Source organism: Pseudomonas sp. 313 (assembly GCF_000316965.1).
Classification (GTDB): domain Bacteria; phylum Pseudomonadota; class Gammaproteobacteria; order Pseudomonadales; family Pseudomonadaceae; genus Chryseomonas; species Chryseomonas benzopyrenica.
Map to the genome: position 1 here is coordinate 19913 of NZ_ANBZ01000047.1, position 22713 is coordinate 42625.

Annotated in this window: 20 protein-coding genes, 1 tRNA gene and 1 pseudogene; 9 read left to right on the forward strand and 13 right to left on the reverse strand. The window is 65.8% G+C overall.

The window, feature by feature from the left end; genetic code table 11:
- Positions 1-13: 13 nt before the first annotated feature.
- Positions 14-1312, reverse strand: a complete 1299-nt coding sequence (locus tag C722_RS0110570) for an MFS transporter (RefSeq protein ID WP_017640459.1) — start codon at positions 1310-1312, stop codon at positions 14-16.
- Positions 1313-1490: 178 nt separating this feature from the next.
- Here C722_RS0110570 and C722_RS0110575 point away from each other — a divergent pair, with 178 nt between their 5' ends.
- The 5 genes from C722_RS0110575 (at position 1491) to C722_RS26185 (ending at position 4422) form a co-directional block, all read left to right on the forward strand.
- A complete protein-coding gene (locus tag C722_RS0110575; protein ID WP_017640460.1) occupies positions 1491-2438 on the forward strand; it encodes a LysR family transcriptional regulator in 948 nt (315 codons plus the stop codon).
- 165 nt (positions 2439-2603) lie between these two features.
- Positions 2604-2680, forward strand: a tRNA-Asp gene (locus C722_RS0110580).
- Positions 2681-2835: 155 nt separating this feature from the next.
- Positions 2836-3411 (forward strand): hypothetical protein, encoded by a 576-nt coding sequence (locus C722_RS0110585; protein WP_017640461.1) that lies wholly within the window; start codon positions 2836-2838, stop codon positions 3409-3411.
- A gap of 362 nt (positions 3412-3773) precedes the next feature.
- The gene (locus C722_RS0110590) at positions 3774-4148 is read left to right on the forward strand and encodes a histone-like nucleoid-structuring protein, MvaT/MvaU family (protein WP_017640462.1); all 375 of its coding nucleotides are present in this window, start codon (positions 3774-3776) and stop codon (positions 4146-4148) included.
- A 133-nt stretch (positions 4149-4281) separates the two neighbouring features.
- Positions 4282-4422, forward strand: coding sequence for a hypothetical protein (locus C722_RS26185; protein ID WP_156522342.1), 141 nt, complete (start codon positions 4282-4284; stop codon positions 4420-4422).
- A gap of 28 nt (positions 4423-4450) precedes the next feature.
- On the opposite strand, the gene C722_RS0110595 is transcribed toward C722_RS26185, so the two are convergent.
- From C722_RS0110595 to C722_RS0110645, 11 genes are all read right to left on the reverse strand, one after another.
- Positions 4451-5140 carry a response regulator gene (locus C722_RS0110595; RefSeq protein ID WP_017640463.1) on the reverse strand — a complete coding sequence of 230 codons (690 nt, stop codon included), beginning with the start codon at positions 5138-5140 and terminating at the stop codon, positions 4451-4453.
- Between the two features lie 61 nt (positions 5141-5201).
- Entirely contained in the window at positions 5202-7829 is a 2628-nt protein-coding gene (locus C722_RS0110600; RefSeq protein WP_017640464.1) for a sensor histidine kinase KdpD, read from the reverse strand.
- On the reverse strand, positions 7826-8377 hold the full coding sequence (gene kdpC, locus C722_RS0110605) for a potassium-transporting ATPase subunit KdpC (protein WP_017640465.1): 552 nt from the start codon (positions 8375-8377) through the stop codon (positions 7826-7828). Before kdpC ends, C722_RS0110600 begins: the two co-directional genes overlap by 4 nt.
- A 10-nt stretch (positions 8378-8387) precedes the next feature.
- Positions 8388-10418, reverse strand: a complete 2031-nt coding sequence (gene kdpB, locus C722_RS0110610) for a potassium-transporting ATPase subunit KdpB (protein ID WP_017640466.1) — start codon at positions 10416-10418, stop codon at positions 8388-8390.
- A 1-nt stretch (position 10419) separates the two neighbouring features.
- On the reverse strand, positions 10420-12117 hold the full coding sequence (gene kdpA, locus C722_RS0110615) for a potassium-transporting ATPase subunit KdpA (RefSeq protein ID WP_017640467.1): 1698 nt from the start codon (positions 12115-12117) through the stop codon (positions 10420-10422).
- 9 nt (positions 12118-12126) lie between these two features.
- Positions 12127-12216, reverse strand: coding sequence for a potassium-transporting ATPase subunit F (locus C722_RS26190; protein WP_017640468.1), 90 nt, complete (start codon positions 12214-12216; stop codon positions 12127-12129).
- Between the two features lie 142 nt (positions 12217-12358).
- On the reverse strand, positions 12359-12577 hold the full coding sequence (locus C722_RS0110625; protein WP_017640469.1) for a hypothetical protein: 219 nt from the start codon (positions 12575-12577) through the stop codon (positions 12359-12361).
- A 328-nt stretch (positions 12578-12905) separates the two neighbouring features.
- The gene (locus C722_RS0110630) at positions 12906-13118 is read right to left on the reverse strand and encodes a hypothetical protein (protein ID WP_017640470.1); all 213 of its coding nucleotides are present in this window, start codon (positions 13116-13118) and stop codon (positions 12906-12908) included.
- A gap of 157 nt (positions 13119-13275) precedes the next feature.
- Positions 13276-15876, reverse strand: a complete 2601-nt coding sequence (gene acnB, locus C722_RS0110635) for a bifunctional aconitate hydratase 2/2-methylisocitrate dehydratase (RefSeq protein WP_017640471.1) — start codon at positions 15874-15876, stop codon at positions 13276-13278.
- A gap of 360 nt (positions 15877-16236) precedes the next feature.
- The gene (locus C722_RS0110640) at positions 16237-16968 is read right to left on the reverse strand and encodes an aspartate/glutamate racemase family protein (protein ID WP_017640472.1); all 732 of its coding nucleotides are present in this window, start codon (positions 16966-16968) and stop codon (positions 16237-16239) included.
- An 8-nt stretch (positions 16969-16976) separates the two neighbouring features.
- Positions 16977-17681, reverse strand: a complete 705-nt coding sequence (locus tag C722_RS0110645; RefSeq protein WP_017640473.1) for a GntR family transcriptional regulator — start codon at positions 17679-17681, stop codon at positions 16977-16979.
- Between the two features lie 298 nt (positions 17682-17979).
- On the opposite strand from C722_RS0110645, the gene C722_RS0110650 reads away from it, so the two are divergent.
- From C722_RS0110650 to C722_RS0110660, 3 genes are all read left to right on the forward strand, one after another.
- Entirely contained in the window at positions 17980-19425 is a 1446-nt protein-coding gene (locus tag C722_RS0110650) for an NCS1 family nucleobase:cation symporter-1 (RefSeq protein ID WP_017640474.1), read from the forward strand.
- Between the two features lie 96 nt (positions 19426-19521).
- On the forward strand, positions 19522-19998 hold the full coding sequence (locus C722_RS0110655) for a DUF1289 domain-containing protein (RefSeq protein WP_026083772.1): 477 nt from the start codon (positions 19522-19524) through the stop codon (positions 19996-19998).
- 73 nt (positions 19999-20071) lie between these two features.
- Entirely contained in the window at positions 20072-20683 is a 612-nt protein-coding gene (locus tag C722_RS0110660) for a tRNA-(ms[2]io[6]A)-hydroxylase (RefSeq protein ID WP_160922795.1), read from the forward strand.
- Positions 20684-20710: 27 nt separating this feature from the next.
- Here the strand turns inward: C722_RS0110660 and C722_RS0110665 are convergent, their stop codons facing one another.
- Positions 20711-21403, reverse strand: a complete 693-nt coding sequence (locus C722_RS0110665) for an endonuclease (protein WP_017640477.1) — start codon at positions 21401-21403, stop codon at positions 20711-20713.
- A gap of 138 nt (positions 21404-21541) precedes the next feature.
- Between C722_RS0110665 and earP the strand changes: the two are divergent.
- Positions 21542-22669 (forward strand): annotated as a pseudogene (gene earP / locus C722_RS26425) (elongation factor P maturation arginine rhamnosyltransferase EarP); the annotation flags it as partial.
- Between the last annotated feature and the right edge of the window lie 44 nt (positions 22670-22713).

Consider the following 22713-nt stretch of genomic DNA (forward strand, 5'->3'; position numbering starts at 1 on the left):
GGAAAGGGCTCCCTTAGTGACTGGGCGTGAGCTGGGCTTGGGGATCGACCTGGCGACGCTGGCGCAGGCCGAGAATCAGGGCGGCCGCCACCAGGGTGGTCCCGGCGAGCAGATAGAGGCCGGCGCCGGGGTGGGCGAAGGTCACCTCGGCCCAGCGCTTGGCCAGGGGCGCGATGAAGCCGCCGATGGCGCCGCAGGTGTTGATCAGGGCGATGCCGCCGGCCGCGGCGCTGCCGCGCAACTGGTCGGACGGAAAGGTCCAGAACAGCGGCTGCACGGCGATGAAGCCGGCGGCGGCGAAGCACAGGGCGATCAGCGCATAGAGCGGCGAGAAGGTCACCGAGGCGGCGATGCCCAGTCCGGAAATGGCCAGGGTGGCGGCCGCGGTGCGGCGGCGTTCGCCGGTACGATCCGACCAGCTGGGGATCAGCCAGGCGGCGAGCAGGGCGCAGACCCAGGGAATCGCCGAGACCAGGCCGACCAGCAAACCGACCTTCTGCCCCAGGAGGCCAGCCACCTGGGTCGGCAGGTAGAAGACCACGCCATAGACGCTGGCCTGGATCAGCAGGTAAATACTGCACAGTAGGAGGATGCGCGGCTGACCGAGCAGACGAAGAAGCCCGCCGTGATGGGGCTTGGCGGCGTCCTCGGCATCCAGCGCTTCTTGCAGCGCCTGCTTTTCCGCATCGCTCAGCCAGCGCGCATCGCGCGGCCGGTTGTCCAGGTAGAACCAGGCCCAGACCCCCACCAGGCTGGCCAGCACCCCTTCCACCAGGAACATCCATTGCCAGCCGTGCAGGCCGCCGAAGCCGTCGAATTCCAGCAGCAGCCCCGACAACGGGCTGCCGAAGATGAAGGCCAGGGGCGCGCCGAAATAGAAGAAACCCAGCGCCCGGGCGCGATAGCGCGAGGGAAACCAGTAGGTGAGGTAGAGGATGACCCCGGGAAAGAAGCCGGCTTCGGCTACCCCGAGCAGGAAGCGCAGCACATAGAAGGCCGTCGCCGTATGGGCGAACATCATGGCGGCGGAGATCAACCCCCAGGTCACCATGATGCGGCACATCCACAGCCGGGCGCCGACGCGGTGCATGATCAGGTTGCTGGGAATCTCGAGAAAGGCGTAGCCGACGAAGAAGATCCCGGCGCCAAGGGCGAAGGCCGCGTCGGAGATGCCGGTATCGGCCTGGAAGGCGACCTTGGCGAAGCCTACGTTGGCCCGGTCGAGAAAGGCCATGACGTACATCAGCAGCAGGAAGGGCAGCAGGCGCCGGGTGACCTTGGCGACCAGCCCCGGTGACAGGGTGGTGTGCATGGCGATCTCTCTTGTTGTTGTGATTCGGCCACGGCTCAAGGTAGTCGCAGTCGCAATGCCTGGATAATCGCTTTTTGTTTAGGTCCGATACCCTTAAGGTATCGGTTCGCGGTAGGGGCCTGGCCAGAGCCAGGGAGCCCTGCTGGACGCCTCCACTCGCGCTACCAGGATGCTGCCGATGAATGCCTCCCCCCATGCCCGCGCGCTATTCGGTCGGCTGCGCTACAAGCACCTGCTGATGCTGGTGACCCTGGCCGGTACCCGCAATCTGCACCGCGCCGCGGAAGCCCTGCACATGTCGCAGCCAGCGACCACACGGATGCTGCAGGACGTCGAGGAAGCCTTTGGCTGCGTGCTGTTCGAGCGTCAGGCGCGCGGGTTGCAAGCGACCGCGCTGGGAGAAGAGGTCCTCGACTTCGCCAGGCGCGCCCTCAACGGTCTGGATCGTTGCGCCGAAGATCTCAATGCGCGACGCGCCGGGGGGTACGGGCATCTCGCAATCGGCGCCATCATGGGTGCCTTGCCCGACCTCGTGGTGCGGGCCATCGCCGAAAGCAAGGCGCGCCAGCCGGGCCTGCAGCTACGCATCCTAGGCGACACCAGCGATCAGCTCACCGAATTGCTCGAGCAGGAACGGATCGACGTGGCCATCGCCCGGTTCACCCAGCCGGCGGACCGCGGGCGTTTCGTCTTCGAGCCGCTGGGCAACGAGCATCTGGCCGTAGTGGTGCGTACCGGACATCCGCTGACCGGTCGCATCACGCCCGATCTGGCGGAACTGGTGGCGGACTGGCCGTGGATCCTGCAACCCGATGCCAGTCCGGCACGGGTGGCGCTGGAAGCGGCTTTCGCCCGCCGTCAGCTGCCGCCCCCCGCAGACGTCATCGAATGCGGCTCGGTGTTCGCCATGCTGCAACTGGTGCAGATCACCGACGCCATCCTGGTATTAACCGAGGCGGTGGTGCGCGATCACCTGCGTACCGGGCTGATGGTCTCGCTCGACCTGGAAATCACCGAACCCCTGACGCCCTTCGGTATCCTGCTGCGCACGGGGCAGGTACCCAGCGCGGCCCTGGAAGGATTTCTCGGCCTGCTCAGGCAGCAGGCCGCTGGCGCCACGGCCTGAACGAGACGAGGGCTTTCGCCGCCGCCGGTGCACGGCGAGAAATATTTTCTCTACGCCTGTTGTTTCTTCCCTGATAAATCAGTATCTTAGCCGCCGCTGGTGCAGAGAACCCCCGCTGAACAGGTTCTCGGCAACTGCCAGCCGGATGCCGCAAGGCTTCCATGCGCAGCGGTAGTTCAGTCGGTTAGAATACCGGCCTGTCACGCCGGGGGTCGCGGGTTCGAGTCCCGTCCGCTGCGCCATATACCACCCATGAGCTCTGCCTCGCGGGTATCGAAAGAAGCGGCCCTTGTGGCCGCTTTTTTTCGTCCGGTACTTTTGTCGCCAAGTCTTGCTGCCTGGAAACCCCAACGCCTCGGTAGCCTCCAATGGCTATTGTCGGTTTATGGGAGTGGCCATGAAGATCGCCTGTCTGGGTTGGGGTTCGTTGATCTGGAAGGCGGCGGAATTGCCGGTCGCCTCGGACTGGTTCGCCGAGGGCCCCCTGTTGCCCATCGAATTCGCCCGGGAGGGCGACAGCGGCGAATTGGCCACGGTGCTTTGCGAAGGTGTGGCCGAGGTCCAGGTACTCTGGGCGTTTCTTGAGGTCGACACCCTGGAAGCGGCCCGCGAAGCCCTGCGCGAGCGGGAAGGCGTTCCAGTCGAGCAGCCCGCGTGCATTGGCAGCTGGCCAGGCGGTCCGCAATCGCCATTCCAGCAACGAATCGCGGCGTGGGCAGGCGAGCAGGGGCTCGATGCGGTGGTCTGGACCGCCTTGCCGCCACGCAGCGGTGGCCTCAATCAGCGCATGCCCAGCGTGGAAGAGGCGCTCGACTACCTGCGTAAACTCGATCCTGAGCGCCAGGCTCACGCGCGGGACTATATTCGCCGAACGCCGGTGGCCATAGATACCGAATACCGGCGGGTAATAGCCCATACCTTCAATTGGCAGCCCGCGCCTGAAGCGCAGCTGGATCTGGATGCGTCCGCCTGAGGTCCATTCCAGCGCGTTTCTCCAACGCTTTTTCCAAGGAACTGACCGCGGTTCAACCGAGTTCTCATTGATTATGCAAGTTGAGATTGGAACTTTTAATCGGTCGGTCTTCCTTGCGCTATAGCCTGCCACTACCTAATTCACTGGAAACCTTGAGTATTGGCGTCTGACAGCACCGACTCATCGGCTTGGATTAACGTCTTCTTAACATTCAAACTTGCCATCGCGCATAATGCCCCCTATTTTTCAAAAAGGTTATTTGCCACTGGCAACCAAGACATCAATCCTTTATCTTCGCGTTCAAGTTTCGCCCGCGGGCGAAATCATACATTCCCTTTTTCATGTTGTTGTCAGGAGCGTCCATGTCCCGTCTCGCCGAATTCCGTGCTGCCGAAGAACAACTTCGTGCTCAGCTGCAATTGCTCGAAGACCTCAAACAGGACAGTTCCCTGCAGAAGGAAATCGAATTCGAAAGCAAGCTGCAGGAGTTGATGGACGAATACCAGATGAATCTGGGCGATATCATCGGCATCCTGGATCCGAACGCCGCCCCCAAGCACAAGGCCCAGACGCCGCATCCGGAAAAGCCGGTTGGCAAGCGTCGCCCACGCAGCACCAAGCGTTATCAGCACCCCAAGACCGGCGAGATCATCGAGACCAAGGGCGGCAACCACAAGGTGCTCAAGGCTTGGAAAGCCGAACACGGCGCCGATACCGTGGAAGGCTGGTTGCAGTAAGGCGTTACCCGGGTTTCGGTCGGTGCCGTGCAAGACGTGTCTACCGACCGGAATCTTTCTACCGCTAGAGCCGCCTGAGCACGTTCCGCAATTCCGCCAGCATCAGACCGCCAAGATCGGGCGATTGTCGTCCATGCGCATCCTGGTCGCCGATTCCGGTCATATTCATCATATCTTCAATGCTTCTACGCCGGGATTGGAAGGCCATGCCGGTCGCGCTTTTGCAGGCGCTTCGGAAAGTGGTGAAGACTGGGCGGGCAGGTGCTTTTCTTAATGGACGAATCCTATCCAGCCTAGGCGGACTAACCGTCGTAACGCAGGCGATAGCCCACACCGGGTTCCGTCACGATATAACGCGGGGCGACTGGATCGTCTGCCAACTTCTGTCGGAGATGGCCGATCACGATGCGCAAATAATGACTGTCCTGCGCATGAGTCGGGCCCCAGATATCGATCAGCAACTGGCGCTGAGTTACTACGCGTCCTGGATAGTGGGCGAGGGCAGCCAGCACGGCGTATTCCTTGCGCGTCAGAGCGATCTCGCTCGCGGCCAGAGTGACCCGGCGATAGGCGAAATCCACTCTCAAGTCACCCACGTCCAAGGCCGTGATCTGCGGGGTCGCCGTGGCCGGGCTCTGGCGGAGCAGGGCGCGACTGCGCGCCAGGAATTCCTGGATACCGAAGGGCTTGGTCACATAGTCGTTGGCGCCTGCATCCAGGGCGCGCACCTTCTCGCGCTCGTCCGCCCGCACCGACAGCACCAGCACCGGCACCGCGGACCATTCGCGCAATTCGACCAGCACCTCCTGGCCGTCGCGATCGGGCAGGCCCAGGTCGAGGATGACCAGATCCGGCTGGCCCAGCGCCGCCTGGGCGAGGCCCTCGGTGCCGGTGGCGGCTTCACTGACCTGATAGCCCTGGGCCGCGAGGCTGATGCGCAGGAATTTGCGGATCTGGGGTTCGTCGTCGATGACGAGGACGTGAGCGGGCATCTGGGGCTTTCCAGGCAAGAGGGCATCATCATAGCGTCTGGTACTGCAGGGATACGCAGCCTTATTCCGCAGGTGGCGCCGCCGGTAGCGGCAGGTGCATCCGCAGCGTGGTGCCACGACCGTCCAGGCCGTCTTCCACGCTGACCCGCCCGCCATGGGCGCCCACCATGCCCTGGCAGATCGCCAGGCCCAGGCCGGTGCCCTGGCCGCCCCGGTCACCCCGCGCGGCGGTATAGAACATGTCGAAGATCCGTGGGCGCTCTTCCGGCGGGATGCCCGGGCCTTCGTCGGCTACGGCGATCTGCAGTTCACCTCCCTGGCGTAGCAGGCTGATCTCCAGCCGGCCACCGGGTACGGAAAAGCGGATGGCGTTCTCCAGCACATTGACCAGCGCCTGTTCGATCAGCGCCGGATGAATCCAGAGCAGTGGCAGACCCGCCTCGATCCGGGTGGCTACCTGCAATCCGCTCAGCAGCGGCTTCAGGCGCTGCAGGGCGCTGGCGAGGATGTCGCCGGGGTCGACCCAGTCCCGTGCCAGCTGCAAGCTGCCGTGGCCGAGGCGGGTCATGTCCAGCAGATTCTGGATATAGCGATCAAGGCGTTCGGCCTCCTGGCGGGTGGCTTCCAGCAATTCCTGTCGATCGCTGGCGGGAATGGCGTCCCCGAGGGTGGCCAAGGCGTCGATGGAGCCGCGCATCACCGTCAGCGGCGTGCGCAGGTCATGGGACACCGAGGCGAGCAGGGCGCTGCGCAGCTGTTCGGTCTCGCCGTGCAGGCGGGCGGCCTCCAGATCCTCGCTGAGGCGGACCCGTGCCAGGGCCTGGCCCAGGGGCTGCGCCAGGCTGGCCAGCTGGCGACGCTCCGCGTGGTCCAGGGGGTGGGCGTTGTCCCGTCGCACGCCCAGCACAGCCAAGCTGCCGCTCTCACTCAGCAGCGGCCACCACCACCAGCCGCCGGAGGGCAGGGTGTCGGTGCCGCAACCGGCTGGCTTTTCCTGCTTCCAGGCCCATTCGGCGGCGATGCGTTCGTTGTCGGCCAGGGTCAGATCGCCCGGTTGGGTCACCAACTGCCCGGCCTTTTCCGGCAGCAGCAGGCAGACGTGGCGAGTCGCGTCGCCCAATTGCTTGAGCGTGACACTGACCACCGCCTGGCGATCGCTGGCGGCGCTCAGCTGACGGGTGAAGTCCAGTAGCGCCAGCGTCTCGCGCTGGGTCAGGCGTAGCGCCTGCAGCTGGCGCCGCTGGCGAGCGGCCAGATCCCCGGTGAGCAGCGCCATCAGCAGGAAGAAGGCCAGGGTGAGGACATCCTGCTCGCGGTTGATGGTCAGCGAGAAGGCCGGCGGAATGAACAGGAAATCGTAGGCGAGAAAGCCCAGCAAGGCGCAGAACAGCGCCGGGCCGCGACTGCTACGTACCGCCACCAGCAGGACGGCGGCAAGAAAGATCAGCGAGATATTGGGCAGTTCCAGCAGCCCGGACAGGCCTTCGGCGATGGCCGCAGCTACCGTGGTCGCCAGGATCGCGGCGCCATAGGGGCCGGGCTTGATGGACCGGCGCGGGCGGGCGGCCGGTGGGGCGTCGCGATCCAGATCGAGGATGGCGATCTCCAGTCCCTGCGCCAGGCGCAACAGACGACTGGCCAGGCGACGCCTCAGACTGAAGCCGCGCGGGCGGCCGCGGCCGATCAGCAGCACGCTGGCGCGCTGGTCGCGGGCATGGCGGACCAGGGCGCGGGCCGGATCGCTGTCGCGCAGCGTCAGCACCTCGCCACCCAGGCGTTCGGCCAGGCGTTGGCTAGCCTGGAGGTTGGCGCGGGCAGCATCGTCCAGCGGCTGGCCGGTATCGACGTGGACGAGGGTCCAGGGCAGGTGGCGCTGGTCGGCGAGGCGACTGGCATGGCGCACCAGGCGCTCCGCCGAAGGCGCGGTGCCGGCGCCGACGATCAATCGGCCCAGCAGCGGCGGGGCAGCCTGGCCCTGCTGGCGGTATCTCAGGGCGAGCGCCGAATCCACCTGGGCTGCGGCGGTGCGCATGGCCAGTTCACGCAGGGCGGTGAGATTGGTCTGGCTGAAGAAGGCATCGATGGCTGCGCGGGCCTGCTCGGGCACATAGACCTTGCCCTCGCGCAGCCGCTCCAGCAGCTCTCGCGGCGGCAGGTCGATGAGCACCAGGTCATCGGCGTCGAGCAGCACCAGGTCGGGCACGGTCTCGCGGACCTGGACGCCGGTGATGTCGCGCACCTCGTCGTTGAGGCTTTCCAGGTGCTGGACATTGACCGTGGTGTAGACGTGGATGCCGGCGGCGAGCAGATCCTCCACGTCCTGCCAGCGCTTGGCATGGCGACTGCCGGGGGCGTTGCTGTGGGCCAGTTCGTCGACCAGCACCAGCTCCGGCGGATCGGCCAGCAGGCCTTCTAGATCCAGTTCGCTGAGCTTGAGGCCGCGGTGCTCGACCCGCCGCAGCGGTTGCTGGGGCAGGCCGGCGAGGAGGGCGGCGGTCTCCCGCCGCCCATGGGTTTCAACGATCCCGGCGCGCACCCGGCGGCCCTGGCGCAGCGCGGTCTGGGCCGCCTGCAGCATGGCGTAGGTCTTGCCCACGCCGGGCGCCGCCCCCAGGAAGACCTTGAGGCGGCCACGGCCTTCGCGGTGTTCGGCGAGCAGCGCTTCGGCGCGCCCGGTGCTGTCGGTCATTTGCTCAGGTCTGCCAGGGCCAGGTTGAGGAGCAGGACATTAACCGTTGCCGGACCGAAGCGCGAGGTGCGCGTCTGTTCGCTCACCAGGGCTTCCAGGCGCTCCGGCGCCAGGCCGCGCGCGGCTGCGACCCGGGCGATCTGATAGCGGGCGCCGGCCGGGGTGAGGTCCGGGTCGAGGCCGCTGGCGGAGGTGGTCACCAGTTCCTGGGGCACCGGGCCTTGGCCAGCCATCTGGATGTCGGGCAGCGCCTTCTCGATCCGCTCGCGCAGCGCTGGCGACGACTGCGCCAGGTTGCTGGCACTGCTGGAGACGGTGGCGTAGTCGCCGGCGGAAGGGCGCGGCTGGAACCACTCGGGGCCGGTGAATTGCTGGGCGATCAGGCGGGAGCCAATGACGCTGCCGTCGTCGCGGCGGATCAGGCTCCCGCCGGCCTGGTCGGCGAACAGCACTTGGCCGAGCACCGTCACCAGCAGGGGGTAGGCGCCCCCGGTCAAGGCGCTGAGCAACAGGAGCATCAGCGCGGCGGAACGTAATTGCATGAGCATGGCGGTCTCCTCAGACCAGACCCAGGGCGCCGAGCGCCAGGTCGATAGCTTTGATGCCGATGAAGGGCACGACGATGCCGCCCAGCCCATAGATCAGCAGGTTGCGGCGCAACAGGGCGGCGGCGCTGGCGGCCTTGACCCGTACCCCGCGCAGCGCCAGGGGAATCAGCGCGACAATGATCAGGGCGTTGAACACGATGGCCGACAGGATGGCGCTCTGCGGACTGGCCAAGTGCATCACGTTGAGCACGTTCAGCTGCGGATAGATGCCGGCGAACAGCGCGGGCAGGATGGCGAAGTACTTGGCCACGTCGTTGGCCACCGAAAAGGTGGTCAGGGCGCCGCGGGTCACCAGCAACTCCTTGCCCACCTGCACCACGTCGAGCAGCTTGGTGGGGTCCGAATCCAGATCCACCAGGTTGGCGGCCTCGCGGGCGGCCTGGGTGCCATCGTTCATCGCCATGCCGACATCGGCCTGGGCCAGGGCCGGGGCGTCGTTGGCGCCGTCACCGCACATGGCCACCAGCTTGCCCTCGGCCTGTTCGCTGCGGATGCGCTCCAGCTTCTTCTCGGGCGTGGCTTCGGCGATGACATCATCCACCCCGGCCTCGGCGGCGATGGCGGTAGCGGTCAGGGGGTTGTCGCCGGTCACCATCACGGTGCGGATGCCCAGGGTACGCAGCTCGGCGAAACGCTCGCGGATGCCCGGCTTGACCACGTCCTTGAGGTGGATGGCGCCCAGCAGCCGGCCTTCGCCGCAGACCAGCAGCGGGGTGCCGCCACTCTTGGCGATGGTCTCGATCTCCCGGGCCAATACCTCCGGCAGGTCGGCGCGGGTCTGGCCGAGAAACATCAGCACGGCGTCCACCGCACCCTTGCGATACTCGCGGCCCTGCCAGTCGATGCCCGACAGGCGCGTCTCGGCGCTGAAGGGAATGGGCGTGACCTGGGCGCGCGGCGGCTCCTCCAGCGGGTGCAGGTTGCGCAGGTATTCCACCACCGAACGGCCTTCCGGAGTCTCGTCGGCCAGCGAGGCATAGAGCGCGCCCTCGGCCAGGGCTTTGGGCGTGATGCCCTGGGCCGCGTACAGGGCGCTGCAGCGGCGGTTGCCGAAGGTGATGGTGCCGGTCTTGTCCAGCAACAGGGTATGGACGTCACCGGCGGCTTCCACGGCGCGCCCCGAGGTGGCGATCACGTTCAGCCGCACCAGGCGATCCATGCCGGCGATGCCGATGGCCGAGAGCAGGCCGCCGATGGTGGTGGGGATCAGGGTCACCAGCAGCGCTACCAGGAACAGCAGCGGCAGCTCGCCACCGGCCAGGGCGGCAAAGGGCTGCAGGGTCACCACCACCAGCAGGAAGATCAGCGTCAGGCCGATCAGCAGGATGTCCAGGGCGACCTCGTTGGGGGTCTTCTGCCGCTTGGCGCCTTCCACCAGGGCGATCATCCGATCCAGGGTCGACTCGCCGGGGTTGGCGGTGATGCGCACCCGGATCCAGTCCGACACCACCCGGGTGTTGCCGGTGACCGCCGAGCGATCGCCGCCGGACTCGCGGATCACCGGCGCCGATTCCCCGGTGATGGCCGCCTCGTTGACCGCGGCCACGCCTTCGACGATCTCGCCGTCACCGGGGATCAGCTCGCCGGCTTCCACCCGCACGATCTGGCCCTTGCGCAGGGCGCTGGCCGGCACCATCCGGTGCTCGCCGTTTTCCTCCAGGCGAGCGGCGAGATTCTGGCCGATGCCCTTGAGGCTGTCGGCGCGCGCCTTGCCACGTCCCTCGGCGAGGGCTTCGGCGAAGTTGGCGAACAGCAGGGTGAACCACAGCCAGAGGGTGAGCTGCACCGCCACCCCGGTGCTCACGCCATTGTCCGGCGCCAGGCACAGCAGGGTGGAGAACAGCGCGGTGATCTCCACCACGAACATCACCGGCGAGCGGATCTGCTGGCGCGGGTCGAGCTTGACGAAGGCCTGCCGCAGCGCCTGGCGCCACAGGGTGCCAGGGGTAGGAGTGGGCAGGGTGTGGGTCTGGGCATCCATTTCAGCGGACTCCGAACAGTTGCAGATGGTCGGCGATCGGCCCCAGGGCGAGCGTCGGCAGGAAGGTCAGGCCGCCCACCAGCAGCAGGGTGATCACCAGCAGGGTGACGAACAGCGGCCCGTGGGTGGGAAAGCTGTTGGGGCCGAGCGGCACGGGTCGCTTGGCGGCCAGGCTGCCGGCGATGGCCAGGATCGGCAGGATGTAGCCGAAGCGACCGATCAGCAGGGCCAGGCTCAGCATCAGGTTGTGGAAGGGGGTGTTGGCGCTGAAACCGCCAAAGGCCGAGCCGTTGTTGGCCGTGGCCGAGGTGTAGGCATAGAGCAGCTGGCTGAAACCATGGGGGCCGCTGGCGCCGATCCCGGCCACGCCGGCCGGAACGCCGGCAGCGATGGCGCCCAGCACCAGCACGCCCAGCGGCATGACCAGCAGGGTCGCCACCAGCAGCCGCACCTCGGGGGCTTCCAGCTTCTTGCCCAGGTATTCCGGGGTACGACCCACCATCAGGCCGGCGATGAAGACGGCGATCAGCACATTGAGCAGCATGCCGTAGAGACCGGCGCCGACGCCGCCAAAGATCACCTCGCCGAGCATCATGTTGAACAGGGCGATCAGGCCGGTCAGGGGTGCCAGGCTGTCATGCATGGCGTTCACCGAGCCGTTGGAGGCGGCGGTGGTCACCGTTGCCCAGAGCGCCGAGGCGGTACCGCCGAAGCGGGTCTCCAGGCCTTCCAGGGACGCCCCCTGGGTGATCGACAGGCCGGCCAGCGCGGGGTTGGCGTGGTTCTGGGCACCGATGGCCACGGCGCCTCCGACCACCAGCAGGCTGAACATGGCGGCGAAGATCGCCCAGCTCTGCCGCCGATCCTTGACGTAGTGGCCAAAGCTGAACACCAGCGCGGCCGGAATCATCAGGATGGCCGACAGCTCCAGCAGATCGCTCAGCGCCGTGGGGTTCTCGAAGGGGTGCGCCGAGTTGACGCCAAAGAAGCCGCCGCCGTTGGTACCCAGCTGCTTGATCGCGATCTGGCTGGCCGCCGGGCCCAGTGGCAGGGTCTGGCTAGCGCCCTGCAGGGTGGTGGCATCGACATAGGCGGCGAAGGTCTGGGGCACGCCCTGCCAGATCAGCAGCAGCGCGAGGGGCACGCACAGCGGCAGCAGCACATAGAAGGTGGCGCGAAACAGATCGACCCAGAAGTTGCCGATCTCCTGGGCACTGCGGCGGGTGATGCCGCGGGCCAGGGCGGCCAGCACGGCGACGCCCACCGCGGCGCTGACGAAGTTCTGCACGCCCAGGCCAACCATCTGGCTGAAGTAGCTCAGCGAGGCTTCGCCGCTATAGGCCTGCCAGTTGGTGTTGGTGACGAAACTGATGGCGGTGTTCAGCGCCAGGGTCCATTCCAGCCCGGGCAGCTGCTGCGGATTCAACGGCAGACCGCCCTGGAGTACGAGGATGGCGAACAGCAGACCGATGCCCAGCCCGTTGAACAGCACCAGGGCGATGGCATAGGTGCGCCAGTCCTGGCCGCGACCATCTGTGCCTACCACCTTCAGCGTCAGGCGCTCCAAGGGGCCGCCGACAAAGGTCAGCCAGGTCCGCTCGCCTTCCAGCGCACGGTAGAAGTAACGCCCCAGGAAAGGGGCAGGAAGAAAGGTCAGGGCCAGGAAGGCCAGGATCAGGAACGCGGCTTGGCTATCCATGCCGCCTCCCTAGGATCGGCCGGCGCGCAGCAGCGCCGCCAGCAGATAGACGAACAGACCCAGTGCCAGGAGCAGGGCCAGAAGATTCCAGGGGGTCATCACGAGTTCTCCAGAGACGGCCGTTGCCGCGTGGAGAAATTGTCGGGAGGAGGGGCGTAAAGAAGCGAGGCGGGGAGCGGTGGCGGGGCGTAAAGAAAGCGTTAAATCGGCCCCGCCCGCCAGGGCTGGCGGGGCCTTGCGACTATTGCTTGGGCGCGGCCTGCTGGTCTTCCTTGGCCTTCTTGTTGGCCTCGTGGTGCCCGATGGCGCAGCCCGCGGCGGCACCGGCGACGCCGTGACCCCCGGCGACATGGCCCGCGGCGCCGCCGACCACGGCGCCCTTGACACAGCCAGCGGCAAAGGTGGCTTGGCTGGCGCCGAGTAGCAGAGCAGAAAGGGCAAGGGTAGGCAGGAGCTTCATGGTGGCGACCTCTCGTGGGTGCGAAGTAATGTCCTGTAACAATTGACCTTGACGAGCCTCGCCAGTTCTCCTGCGCTACAGCTTGGCCGGCAAGTCGCCCTGGACGCTGGGTCGTTGGCGGACTATCGATATCGCGGCCATGGGCCGCTCCTACAGCCATGCCTGAAGCTGCAGGAGCGGCCCATGGCCGCGATACGGACTGGGCTTGGGGAGAGCGTGAAGAGTCTGCGTTAAAGCCGTCTCAGGCGCCGTGCGAATGGCTGCTTCGGTGAATAGTCGCGATGTTGATAGCGACTCATGTCCACCGCTGGAAAGCGCCTCATCGCATTCAGGCGTGACCGTGCTGCTGCTCTTCCTTGGCCTTCGCCGCCATGTGATGGCCGATGACGCAACCGGCGACGGCACCGGCGATGGCGTGGTGACCAGCCACATGTCCCGCCACGCCGCCAACCACGGCGCCCTTGATACAGCCCGCTGCCATCGTCGTTTGGCTGAGACCGAGCAACAGGGTGGATAGGCTCGCAATGACAAGACGTTTCATAGGGTGATCTCGATAGAAGGAAAACTTGAGGGTAGGGCGTTTGGGTTAACCGCCGCTTAAGACCGGTTCAAGGGGAGGCAGCTGTCCTGGACAGCCAGGATCGCGGCGCAATAAAAAACCGCCCCGAAGGGCGGTTTTTCAGTACCTAACGCTAACGTCAGACTTCGACGGCGGCGATACGGGCCTTCTCGGCGCTTTCACGGAATTCGGCGATCTGGTCGAAGCTCAGGTAGCGGTAGACGTCCGCGGCCATGCTGTCGATGCTCTTCGCGTATTCCATGTATTCCTCGACGCTGGGCAGCTTGCCCAGGATCGAGGCCACCGCGGCCAGTTCCGCCGACGCCAGGTAGACGTTGGCGCCGTCGCCCAGGCGGTTGGGGAAGTTACGGGTGGAGGTGGACACCACGGTGGCGTTGGCGGCTACGCGGGCCTGATTGCCCATGCACAGCGAGCAGCCCGGCATTTCCATGCGTGCGCCAGCCTTGCCGTAGATGCCGTAGTAGCCTTCCTCGGTCAGCTGGTGCTGGTCCATCTTGGTCGGCGGCGACAGCCACAGGCGGGTCGGAATCGAGCCCTTGACCTTGTCCAGCAGCTTGCCGGCGGCGCGGAAGTGACCGATGTTGGTCATGCAGGAACCGATGAACACCTCGTCGATCTTGTCGCCGGCCACCTGGGACAGCAGGCGGGCGTCGTCCGGATCGTTCGGGGCGCACAGGACGGGCTCGTTGACCTCGGACAGGTCGATCTCGATGACTTCGCTGTATTCGGCGTCGGCATCGGCGGCGAGCAGTTCCGGGTTGGCGATCCAGGCTTCCATGGCGCGCGCACGGCGCTCCAGGGTACGCGGGTCACCGTAGCCTTCCTCGATCATCCAGCGCAGCAGGGTGATGTTGGACTGCAGGTACTCGGTGATGGACTCCGGCGACAGCTTGATGGTGCAGCCGGCGGCGGAGCGCTCGGCGGAGGCATCGGACAGCTCGAACGCCTGCTCCACGGTCAGGTCTTCCAGGCCTTCGATCTCGAGGATGCGGCCGGAGAAGATGTTCTTCTTGCCTTTCTTCTCGACGGTCAGCAGGCCCTTCTGGATGGCGTAGTAGGGAATGGCATGCACCAGGTCACGCAGGGTGATCCCGGGCTGCATCTTGCCCTTGAAGCGCACCAGTACCGACTCCGGCATGTCCAGCGGCATGACGCCGGTGGCCGCGGCGAAGGCGACCAGACCGGAACCGGCCGGGAAGGAGATGCCGATCGGGAAGCGGGTGTGGGAATCGCCACCGGTGCCGACGGTGTCGGGCAGCAGCATGCGGTTCAGCCAGCTGTGGATGATGCCGTCGCCCGGACGCAGGGAAACACCGCCACGGGTGCGGATGAAATCCGGCAGGGTGTGGTGGGTCTTGACGTCGATGGGCTTGGGATAGGCCGCGGTGTGGCAGAAGGACTGCATCACCAGGTCAGCCGAGAAGCCCAGGCAGGCCAGGTCCTTCAGCTCGTCGCGGGTCATCGGGCCGGTGGTGTCCTGGGAGCCGACGGTGGTCATCTTCGGTTCGCAGTAGGTGCCGGGGCGCACGCCCTCGACGCCGCAGGCCTTGCCGACCATCTTCTGCGCCAGGGTGTAGCCCTTGCTGCTCTCGGCCGGCTGGTCCGGCTTGTTGAACAGGTCGGTCGGACCCATGCCCAGTTCGGCACGCGCCTTCTCGGTCAGGCCACGGCCGACGATCAGCGGGATACGGCCGCCGGCGCGGACTTCGTCCAGCAGCACGGGGGTCTTGAGTTCGAAGGTGGCGAGCACCTCGTCGCTGCCATGGCGGGTGACCTTGCCAGCCTTGGGATAGACGTCGATGACGTCGCCCATTTCCAGCTCAGACACGTCGAATTCGATCGGCAGGGCACCGGCGTCTTCCATGGTGTTGTAGAAGATCGGCGCGATCTTGGAGCCGAAGCAGAAACCGCCCGCGCGCTTGTTGGGCACGTAGGGGATGTCGTCGCCGAAGAACCACAGCACGGAGTTGGTGGCGGACTTGCGGGAAGAACCGGTGCCGACCACGTCACCGACGTAGGCGACCGGGAAACCCTTGGCACGCACTTCCTCGATCTGCTTGAGCGGACCGATGCTGCCTTGTTGCTCGGGCACGATGCCGTCGCGGGCCATCTTCAGCATGGCCAGGGCGTGCAGCGGGATGTCTGGACGCGACCAGGCGTCAGGGGCGGGGGAGAGGTCGTCGGTGTTGGTCTCGCCCGGCACCTTGAACACGGTCAGGGTGTACTTCTCGGCGATTTCCGGACGCTTCTTGTACCACTCGCCTTCGGCCCAGGACTGCATGACGGCTTTAGCGTGGGCATTGCCCGCCTTGGCCTTCTCGGCCACGTCGTGGAAGGCGTCGAACATCAGCAGGGTGTGCTTGAGTTGCTCGGCGGCCACGGCGCCCAGTTCGGCGTCGTCCAGCAGCTCGACCAGGGTGGCGATGTTGTAGCCGCCCTGCATGGTACCCAGCAGCTCGGTGGCGCGCCGACGGGAGATCAGCGGGGACTGGGCTTCGCCGTTGGCGATGGCGGAGAGGAAACCGGCCTTCACGTAGGCGGCTTCGTCGACGCCCGGCGGTACGCGGTTGGTAATGAGGTCGACGAGAAATTCTTCCTCACCGGCCGGGGGATTCTTCAGCAGTTCGACCAGACCGGCCGTTTGTTCGGCGTTCAGCGGCTGGGGCACGATGCCCTGGGCGGCACGCTCTTCTACGTGTTTACGATAGGCTTCAAGCACAGGTTGACCCTCATCAGTGGTCCAATATTGCGTCCGGGGGCTGGCGCCCCGAAATGTATCCGGCAGGGTATGACGGGGGAGGCTGCGGGCAGGACCGCCGTCGCGCCGGACGCATTCCGCTGGAAGCTGTTTTCAAAGTTTTACGCCGGCTGCTGCGGGGAGCAGGTCAGACAGCAGGGCGGTTGATGAGGCCGCCGCTGCCTGGAGGGTCGCCGGAAACTTTACTCGTGACGCTTTGAAAACAGCTTCGTATCGGACATTGCGCCTATAAGGCTGCCTAATTCTACGCCAAGCCTCTGACGAAGTTAAGCGCCGCGTTGTCGCATCCTGTGCGTTATGCCGTTAGACCTTGGCCGTAGCTTAACGACCCAGATGCGCGAAGCGTCCGGTGAAGGGCTTGGCGATGGGATAGGCCAGGTCACCGTGCTTGCTGGTGCCCAGGCCCAGGTCGACCAAGGATTCGGCCAGCTTGACCGCGGCGCTGACACCTTCGATCACCGGAATGCCGATGGCCTCGCTCAGGGCTTCGCGCAGATCGGCCATGCCGCCACAGCCCAGCACGATGGCCCCGGCACCTTCCTCGTCCCGGGCGCGACGCCCCTCGGCGGCGATCAGCTCGATCAGGCTGTCGTCGGCGGCCTCCAGCGCCAGCACTGGCAGGTCGATGCAACGCACCGAGGTGCACAGCTCGGCGAAGCCGTAACGCTGCAGCAGGTGCTCGGCGATGATGCGGGTGCGGGTGAGGGTGGTCACCACGGCGAAGCGGGTGGCCAGCAGGCTGGCCAGGTGAAAGCCGGCCTCGGCGATGCCCAGCACCGGCCCCTTGGCCATTTCCCGCGCGGCCAGCAGGCCCGGATCGCCGAAGCAGGCGATGACATGGGCCGCGCAGCCCGCGTCGACGCCCTTGCGCATTTCCTCGATCACGCCAACCGCAGCCACGGCTTCGTCGTAGTGACTCTCGATGGAGACCGGACCGGCTTCGGGGTTGCTGGCGAAAATGGTGGTGCCCGGGCGGGCGATGGCCTGGGCCGCACGACCGATCTTGGCGGTCATGCTGGCGCTGGTATTGGGATTGATGACCTGAATCTGCATGGGACGCCTCAACTGCGTTTGAAGATGCTGCGGAAATCGGGCTCGGCGGCCACGGGCCGGTCGATCCGGAGGGATTCGCGGATCAGGCGCAGATGCTGCGCCATCCAGTCGCTGGCGGCCGCGCCCTTGCCCTGAACGAGCAGGTCCAGCAGGTCTTCGTGCTGGCCGCAATCGCAACCCAGGCTGTGCCGCGAGCCATAGATGGCGATCAGCAGCGAGGAGCGACTGGCCAGTTGGGCGACCTGCTCGGTCAGCACCTGGTTGTCGGCGAGGGCGGCGAGTTCGACGTGGAAGCGCGCGGACAGCTGGATCGCCAGGCTGTGGCGGCCGCCATGCTGGGCCTCATGCTCCTCGAGGCACAGCTGCCGCAGGGGCGCGAGCTGGGCGCTGTCGACCCGTGCGGCCACCAGGGGCATCAGCGCCGGTTCGATCAGCTGGCGTGCGGCGAGGATGTCCTGGGCCTCCTTGGCACTGGGCTGGGCGACCTGGGCACCGCGATTGGCGCGCAGGGTCACCAGGCGTTCCAGGGCCAGCCGCTGCAGCACCTTGCGGATGCCGGTACGACTGATGCCGAAGGTTTCCGCCAGGGTGTCTTCCGGCAGCCGGGTGCCCGGAGTCAGGCGATGCTCGACGATGGCGTCGAGGATGTCCTGGTAGATCCGCTCGTCCCGGGGAGAGGCGGCAACGGCGAGCGGCGAGGGTACTGCACTCATGGGCTGGCTCCGGCGATTTGCCTAGATTGTATACAAGTTATGGGGCCTCGACGATGGGGGAATCTGGTTGACTCTGTGCGCCAAGGTAGCGCCTGTCTGCCACCAAACGCCCCAGGGAAGTGCACGTCCGGTAACGTCTGGAATGCTGCATTGGTAGCTTTTCCTGTGAAAAATCCCTAGTGAGCCAGCGAGTTAAGGGTATTTCGCGGTAACTGGCACGGTCTCTGCTCGGTGGGATTGTATACAAAACAAGGCGGGCGCCGTATGCAGGTACCCGCCACCACGGAGGAGGCGATTCATGAACCAGCAGATTCCCCCGGGCTACAGCCCACGTCTGTACAACGAAGACCTCGGCCCGGTCGAGCAGAAATGGAGCTGGTACAACATCTTCGCCTTCTGGATGAGCGACGTGCACAGCGTCGGCGGCTATGTCTTCGCCGCCAGCCTGTTCGCCCTGGGGCTGGCCAGCTGGCAGGTGTTGATCGCGCTGCTGGTGGGGATCTGCATCGTTCAGGTCATCGCCAATCTGGTCGCCCGGCCCAGCCAGCAGGCTGGCGTACCCTATCCGGTGGTCTGCCGGCTGGCGTTCGGCGTCTTCGGCGCGAACATTCCAGCGGTGATCCGTGGCCTGATCGCGGTGGCCTGGTACGGCATCCAGACCTACCTGGCCTCCAGCGCCCTGGTCATCGTGGTGCTGCGCTTCTTCCCCGCGCTGGCGGTCTATGGCGACAGCGATTTCCTGGGTCTTTCCTACCTGGGCTGGGGTGGCTTCCTGACCCTCTGGTTCCTGCAGGCCTGCGTGTTCTGGGCCGGCATGGAGTCCATTCGCCGCTTCATCGACTGGGCTGGCCCTGCCGTCTATGCGGTGATGTTCCTGCTCGCCGCCTGGATCGTCTGGCGCGCCGGCTGGAGCAATATCAGCTTTACCCTGGCGGAAAAGCAGTTGACTGGCTGGGCGGCCTTTGGCCAGGTGATCGTCGCCATCGCCCTGGTGGTGTCCTATTTCTCCGGGCCCACGCTCAACTTCGGTGACTTCAGCCGCTACTGCCGCTCCATGCAGGACGTTCGTCGCGGGAATTTCTGGGGGCTGCCGATCAACTTCCTGGCCTTTTCCCTGGTCACCGTGGTGATCGTCTCCGGCACCCTTCCGGTGTTCGGCGAGATGATCCACGATCCCATCGCCACCGTGGCCCGCATCGACAACACGACCGCGGTGCTGCTGGGTGCCTTCACCTTCGTCACCGCCACCATCGGCATCAACATCGTCGCCAACTTCGTTTCGCCCGCCTTCGACTTCGCCAACGTGGCCCCGAGCAAGATCAGCTGGCGCGCCGGCGGCATGATCGCTGCCGTGGCCTCGATCTTTCTCACCCCCTGGAATCTGTTCAACAACCCCGAGGTGATCCACTACACCCTGGACGTCCTGGCGTCCTGCATCGGCCCGCTGTTCGGCATCCTGCTGGTGGACTACTACCTGCTGCGCAAGGGCCGCATCGATGTCGATGCGCTGTTCGACGACAGCCCGAGTGGCGCCTACTGGTATAGCGGCGGCATCAATTGGGTCGCGGTCCAGGCACTGGTGGCCGCGGCGCTGATCGGGCTGTGCTTCACATTCGTGCCCTGGTTCAAGCCCATCGCCAACTTCGCCTGGTTCACCGGCTGCTTCCTGGGCGGGCTGTTCTTCTACGGGCTGAGCCGCCGTAGCGCCAATCCGCTGCCAAGCCGGAGCGTCGCCGCGGTGTGATTTGGCCTGGGGTTCTGCACGACCGGCGCGGGTGGCCCGCGCCGGTCGTCGACGTTTCCGGCTAGACTAGGCGTTTTGCTCCAAGGCTTGCCGCCCATGCCCGCTCCTGTCATCAAGACGCCCTGTGTCGGCCTGTGCTCGACGATGTTCGGCGACCACGTCTGCCGTGGCTGCAAGAGATTCCACCACGAGGTGGTGAACTGGAATCTCTACGGCGAAGAAGAGCGCCGCGCCGTCTGGGCGCGTCTGGAATTGCTGCTGGTGCAGGTGGTGTCGGCCAAGGTCGATGTCTTCGATCCGGGGCTCTTGCGCCAGCAATTGCAGCAGCGCAGCATCCGCTTCCGGCCGGATCAGTCGGAATACTGCTGGGCCTACCAGCTGCTGGCCCGCGGTGCGCGCCACATCCAGCAGTTGGATGCCTATGGCGTGCGCCTCTTGCCGGAGTTTCGCGAGCGCCCCCTGGCCGATCTGCGTGACGCCATCGACCGGGAATTCTTCCTGCTGTCCGAAGCCCACTACGATCGCTACATCGCCCCACGCTTCCTGCTCGAAGGCGTCGACAGCCGCGTCTGAGTGCTGCCGGGCGAGTGGCGCTGCCCAGGCGCGCGCCTTTCTCTATAATGCGCGGCTTTTGCACGGGATTACGCTGATGTCCTTGCCCGAGATGAACGAATTCCTCGGTTGCCGCACGCCGGATGCCTGGGTCGAGGCCGCGCTGCAGGATCTGCCGACGCTGCTGCAGGACCACGCCAACAACGAGAAGAAGGCCGCTGGCGCCGCCTTTCACTATCTGTTCACCTATTCCAATCGCGCCGAGCTGTCCTGGAAGATGTCCCGCATCGCCCGCGAAGAGCTGCGCCATTTCGAACAGGTGCTGCAGATCATGAAGCGCCGCGGCATCGAGCACCGCAATGTCAGTTCGGCGCGCTATGCCGGCGCCCTGCGCAAGCTCTGTCGCAACCACGAGCCGCTGAAGCTGACCGACAGCCTGGTGATCGGCGCCTTCATCGAGTGCCGCTCCTGTGAGCGCTTCGGTGCCGTGGCGCCCCACCTGGACGCGGAGCTGGGCAAGTTCTACAGCGGCCTGCTGGCCTCCGAGGCCCGGCATTTCCAGGACTATCTCAAGCTCGCCTATCTCTATGGCGAGCGCGACGACGTCGACGCCAAGATCGCCGAGGTGCGCGCCCTGGAAGTGGAGCTGATCACCTCCAGCGACCGCGAGCTGAGATTCCATAGCGGCATCCCCTCCGCAGCCTGAGAGCCTTTGAACTGGCTCTGTACCGCCTTACTTGCAGGCCTTGGTCTCGCCTACATAGGGATTGCCACGCCCCATGATGCAGGCCAGCCGTTGGTTGCGCTGGCGCTCCCAGGCTTCCGGCGGATACTGCTTGGTCCAGGCGGTATAGAGCTGGCGGTCCTGCTTGGACAGGCGCAGACCATAGCGGTCGCTCATGTAGAAGTAGGTGCGCGCCACCATGCCGCGGATCTCCGGGCGCGGCATGGCGGTCTTGGCCTTGAAGTCCACCACCATCTGGCAGGCACCGTACTGGCTCGGTTTCTGCGGCAGCCAGCCGAAGGCGAAGTTGCTGCGATCGCCATTGACCTCGCCGACCACCGGCACCAGGTTGAAGAGATCGGCCTCGGCCTTCTGGTACACCGGATCGTTGGCGGTGCAGTTCTTGCGGCCGCCTTTCTGCCAGCATTGGCGCTGATGGCCGATCACCCAGGCCGGCACGATGTGTTCCCATTCGATGCGGCTGGCGCGCTGGGCGCTCTTGCGCGGGACGTAGCCACAGCTCTTGAGGTCCACGGTCTTGCCGTTGTAGTGGCAACCGCAATAGAAATCCACGCCCTGCTTGGCATAGACCTTGGCCGCGACCACCTTGGCTTCGCTGAAGGTGCGAGGCGGCTGGGGGGTCGCCAGGGCGCTCAAGGAAGCCAGGCTCAGGCAGAACAGCAGGGCGGGGCGCAACGACATGGAGAATCCGTCCGAAAAAGCGCGGATACTACCGACCCGCTTGGGGTCGCGGTGTGATTGGGTTCACTGGAATCCGCCTCGCGACCGCCTGGCAAGGGCGCAGAACACGATTCGATATCAATGACTTAGAGGTATGGCATGGCAGCCTGGGACATCTTCTGCACGGTGGTGGACAACTATGGCGACGCGGGTATCACCTGGCGTCTGGCCCATCAGCTGGTCGCCGAACATGACCAGCAGGTCCGCCTCTGGATCGACGACCTCTATCCCCTGGCACGCATCCAGCCGGGGGTCGATGGCGCGGCCGAGCAGCAATGGCACCGCGGCGTCGAAGTACGGCGCTGGCACGCCGACTGGACCGCGGCGGAGCCGGGCGACGTGGTGGTGGAGGCCTTCGCCTGCCAGCTGCCGGACGGCTTCGTCACGGCCATGGCGCGTCGCGCCGAGCGACCGCTCTGGCTGAACTTGGAATACCTGAGCGCGGAGGAATGGATCGAAGGCTGCCACGCCCTGCCGTCGCTGCAACCCACCGGGCTGAACAAGTATTTCTTCTTTCCCGGCTTCACCGCCAAGGTGGGCGGACTGCTGCGTGAGCACGACCTGCTCGATCAGCGTGACGGCTTCCTCCAGGCGGCCACGGCCCGGGACGACTTTCTGGCTGGGCTGGGCGTTCGACGCCAGCCCGGGGAGCGACTGTTCTCGCTGTTCGCCTACGAGAACCCGGCGCTGATCGACTGGCTCGATGCCCTCAGCGCCGGCACGCGCCCCACCTGCCTGCTGGTACCGGAGGGCCGGGTGCTGGCCAACGTCGCCGCCTGGCTCGGCGTCGACTGGCTCAAGGCCGGCGACAGCCACCGTCGCGGCGCCCTGCGGGTGCAGGTGCTGCCCTTCGTGTCCCAGCAGGACTACGACCGACTGCTGTGGTGTTGCGACTTCAATGCCATCCGCGGCGAGGACTCCTTCGTCCGTGCCCAGTGGGCGGCGCACCCCTTCGTCTGGCACATCTATCCGCAGGAGGAAGACGCCCATTTCGTCAAGCTCGAGGCCTTTCTGGCGCGCTATGCCGCCTCGGGTACCCCTGAACTGGGCGCTGCGGTCAGTGACCTGTGGCTGGCCTGGAACGGTCGCGGCGACCTGGCGATGGCCTGGTCGACGCTGGAGGCGCAGGTCGAGGACTGGCGTCTGCTGGCGCGGGATTGGAGCGATCGGATGGCTTCCCACAGCGATCTTGCCGCCAGCCTGGTGCATTTCCATACAGATTGGCTATCATATGGCGCCTCGAAATCCCGTTCTTCCATCCATACGGATAA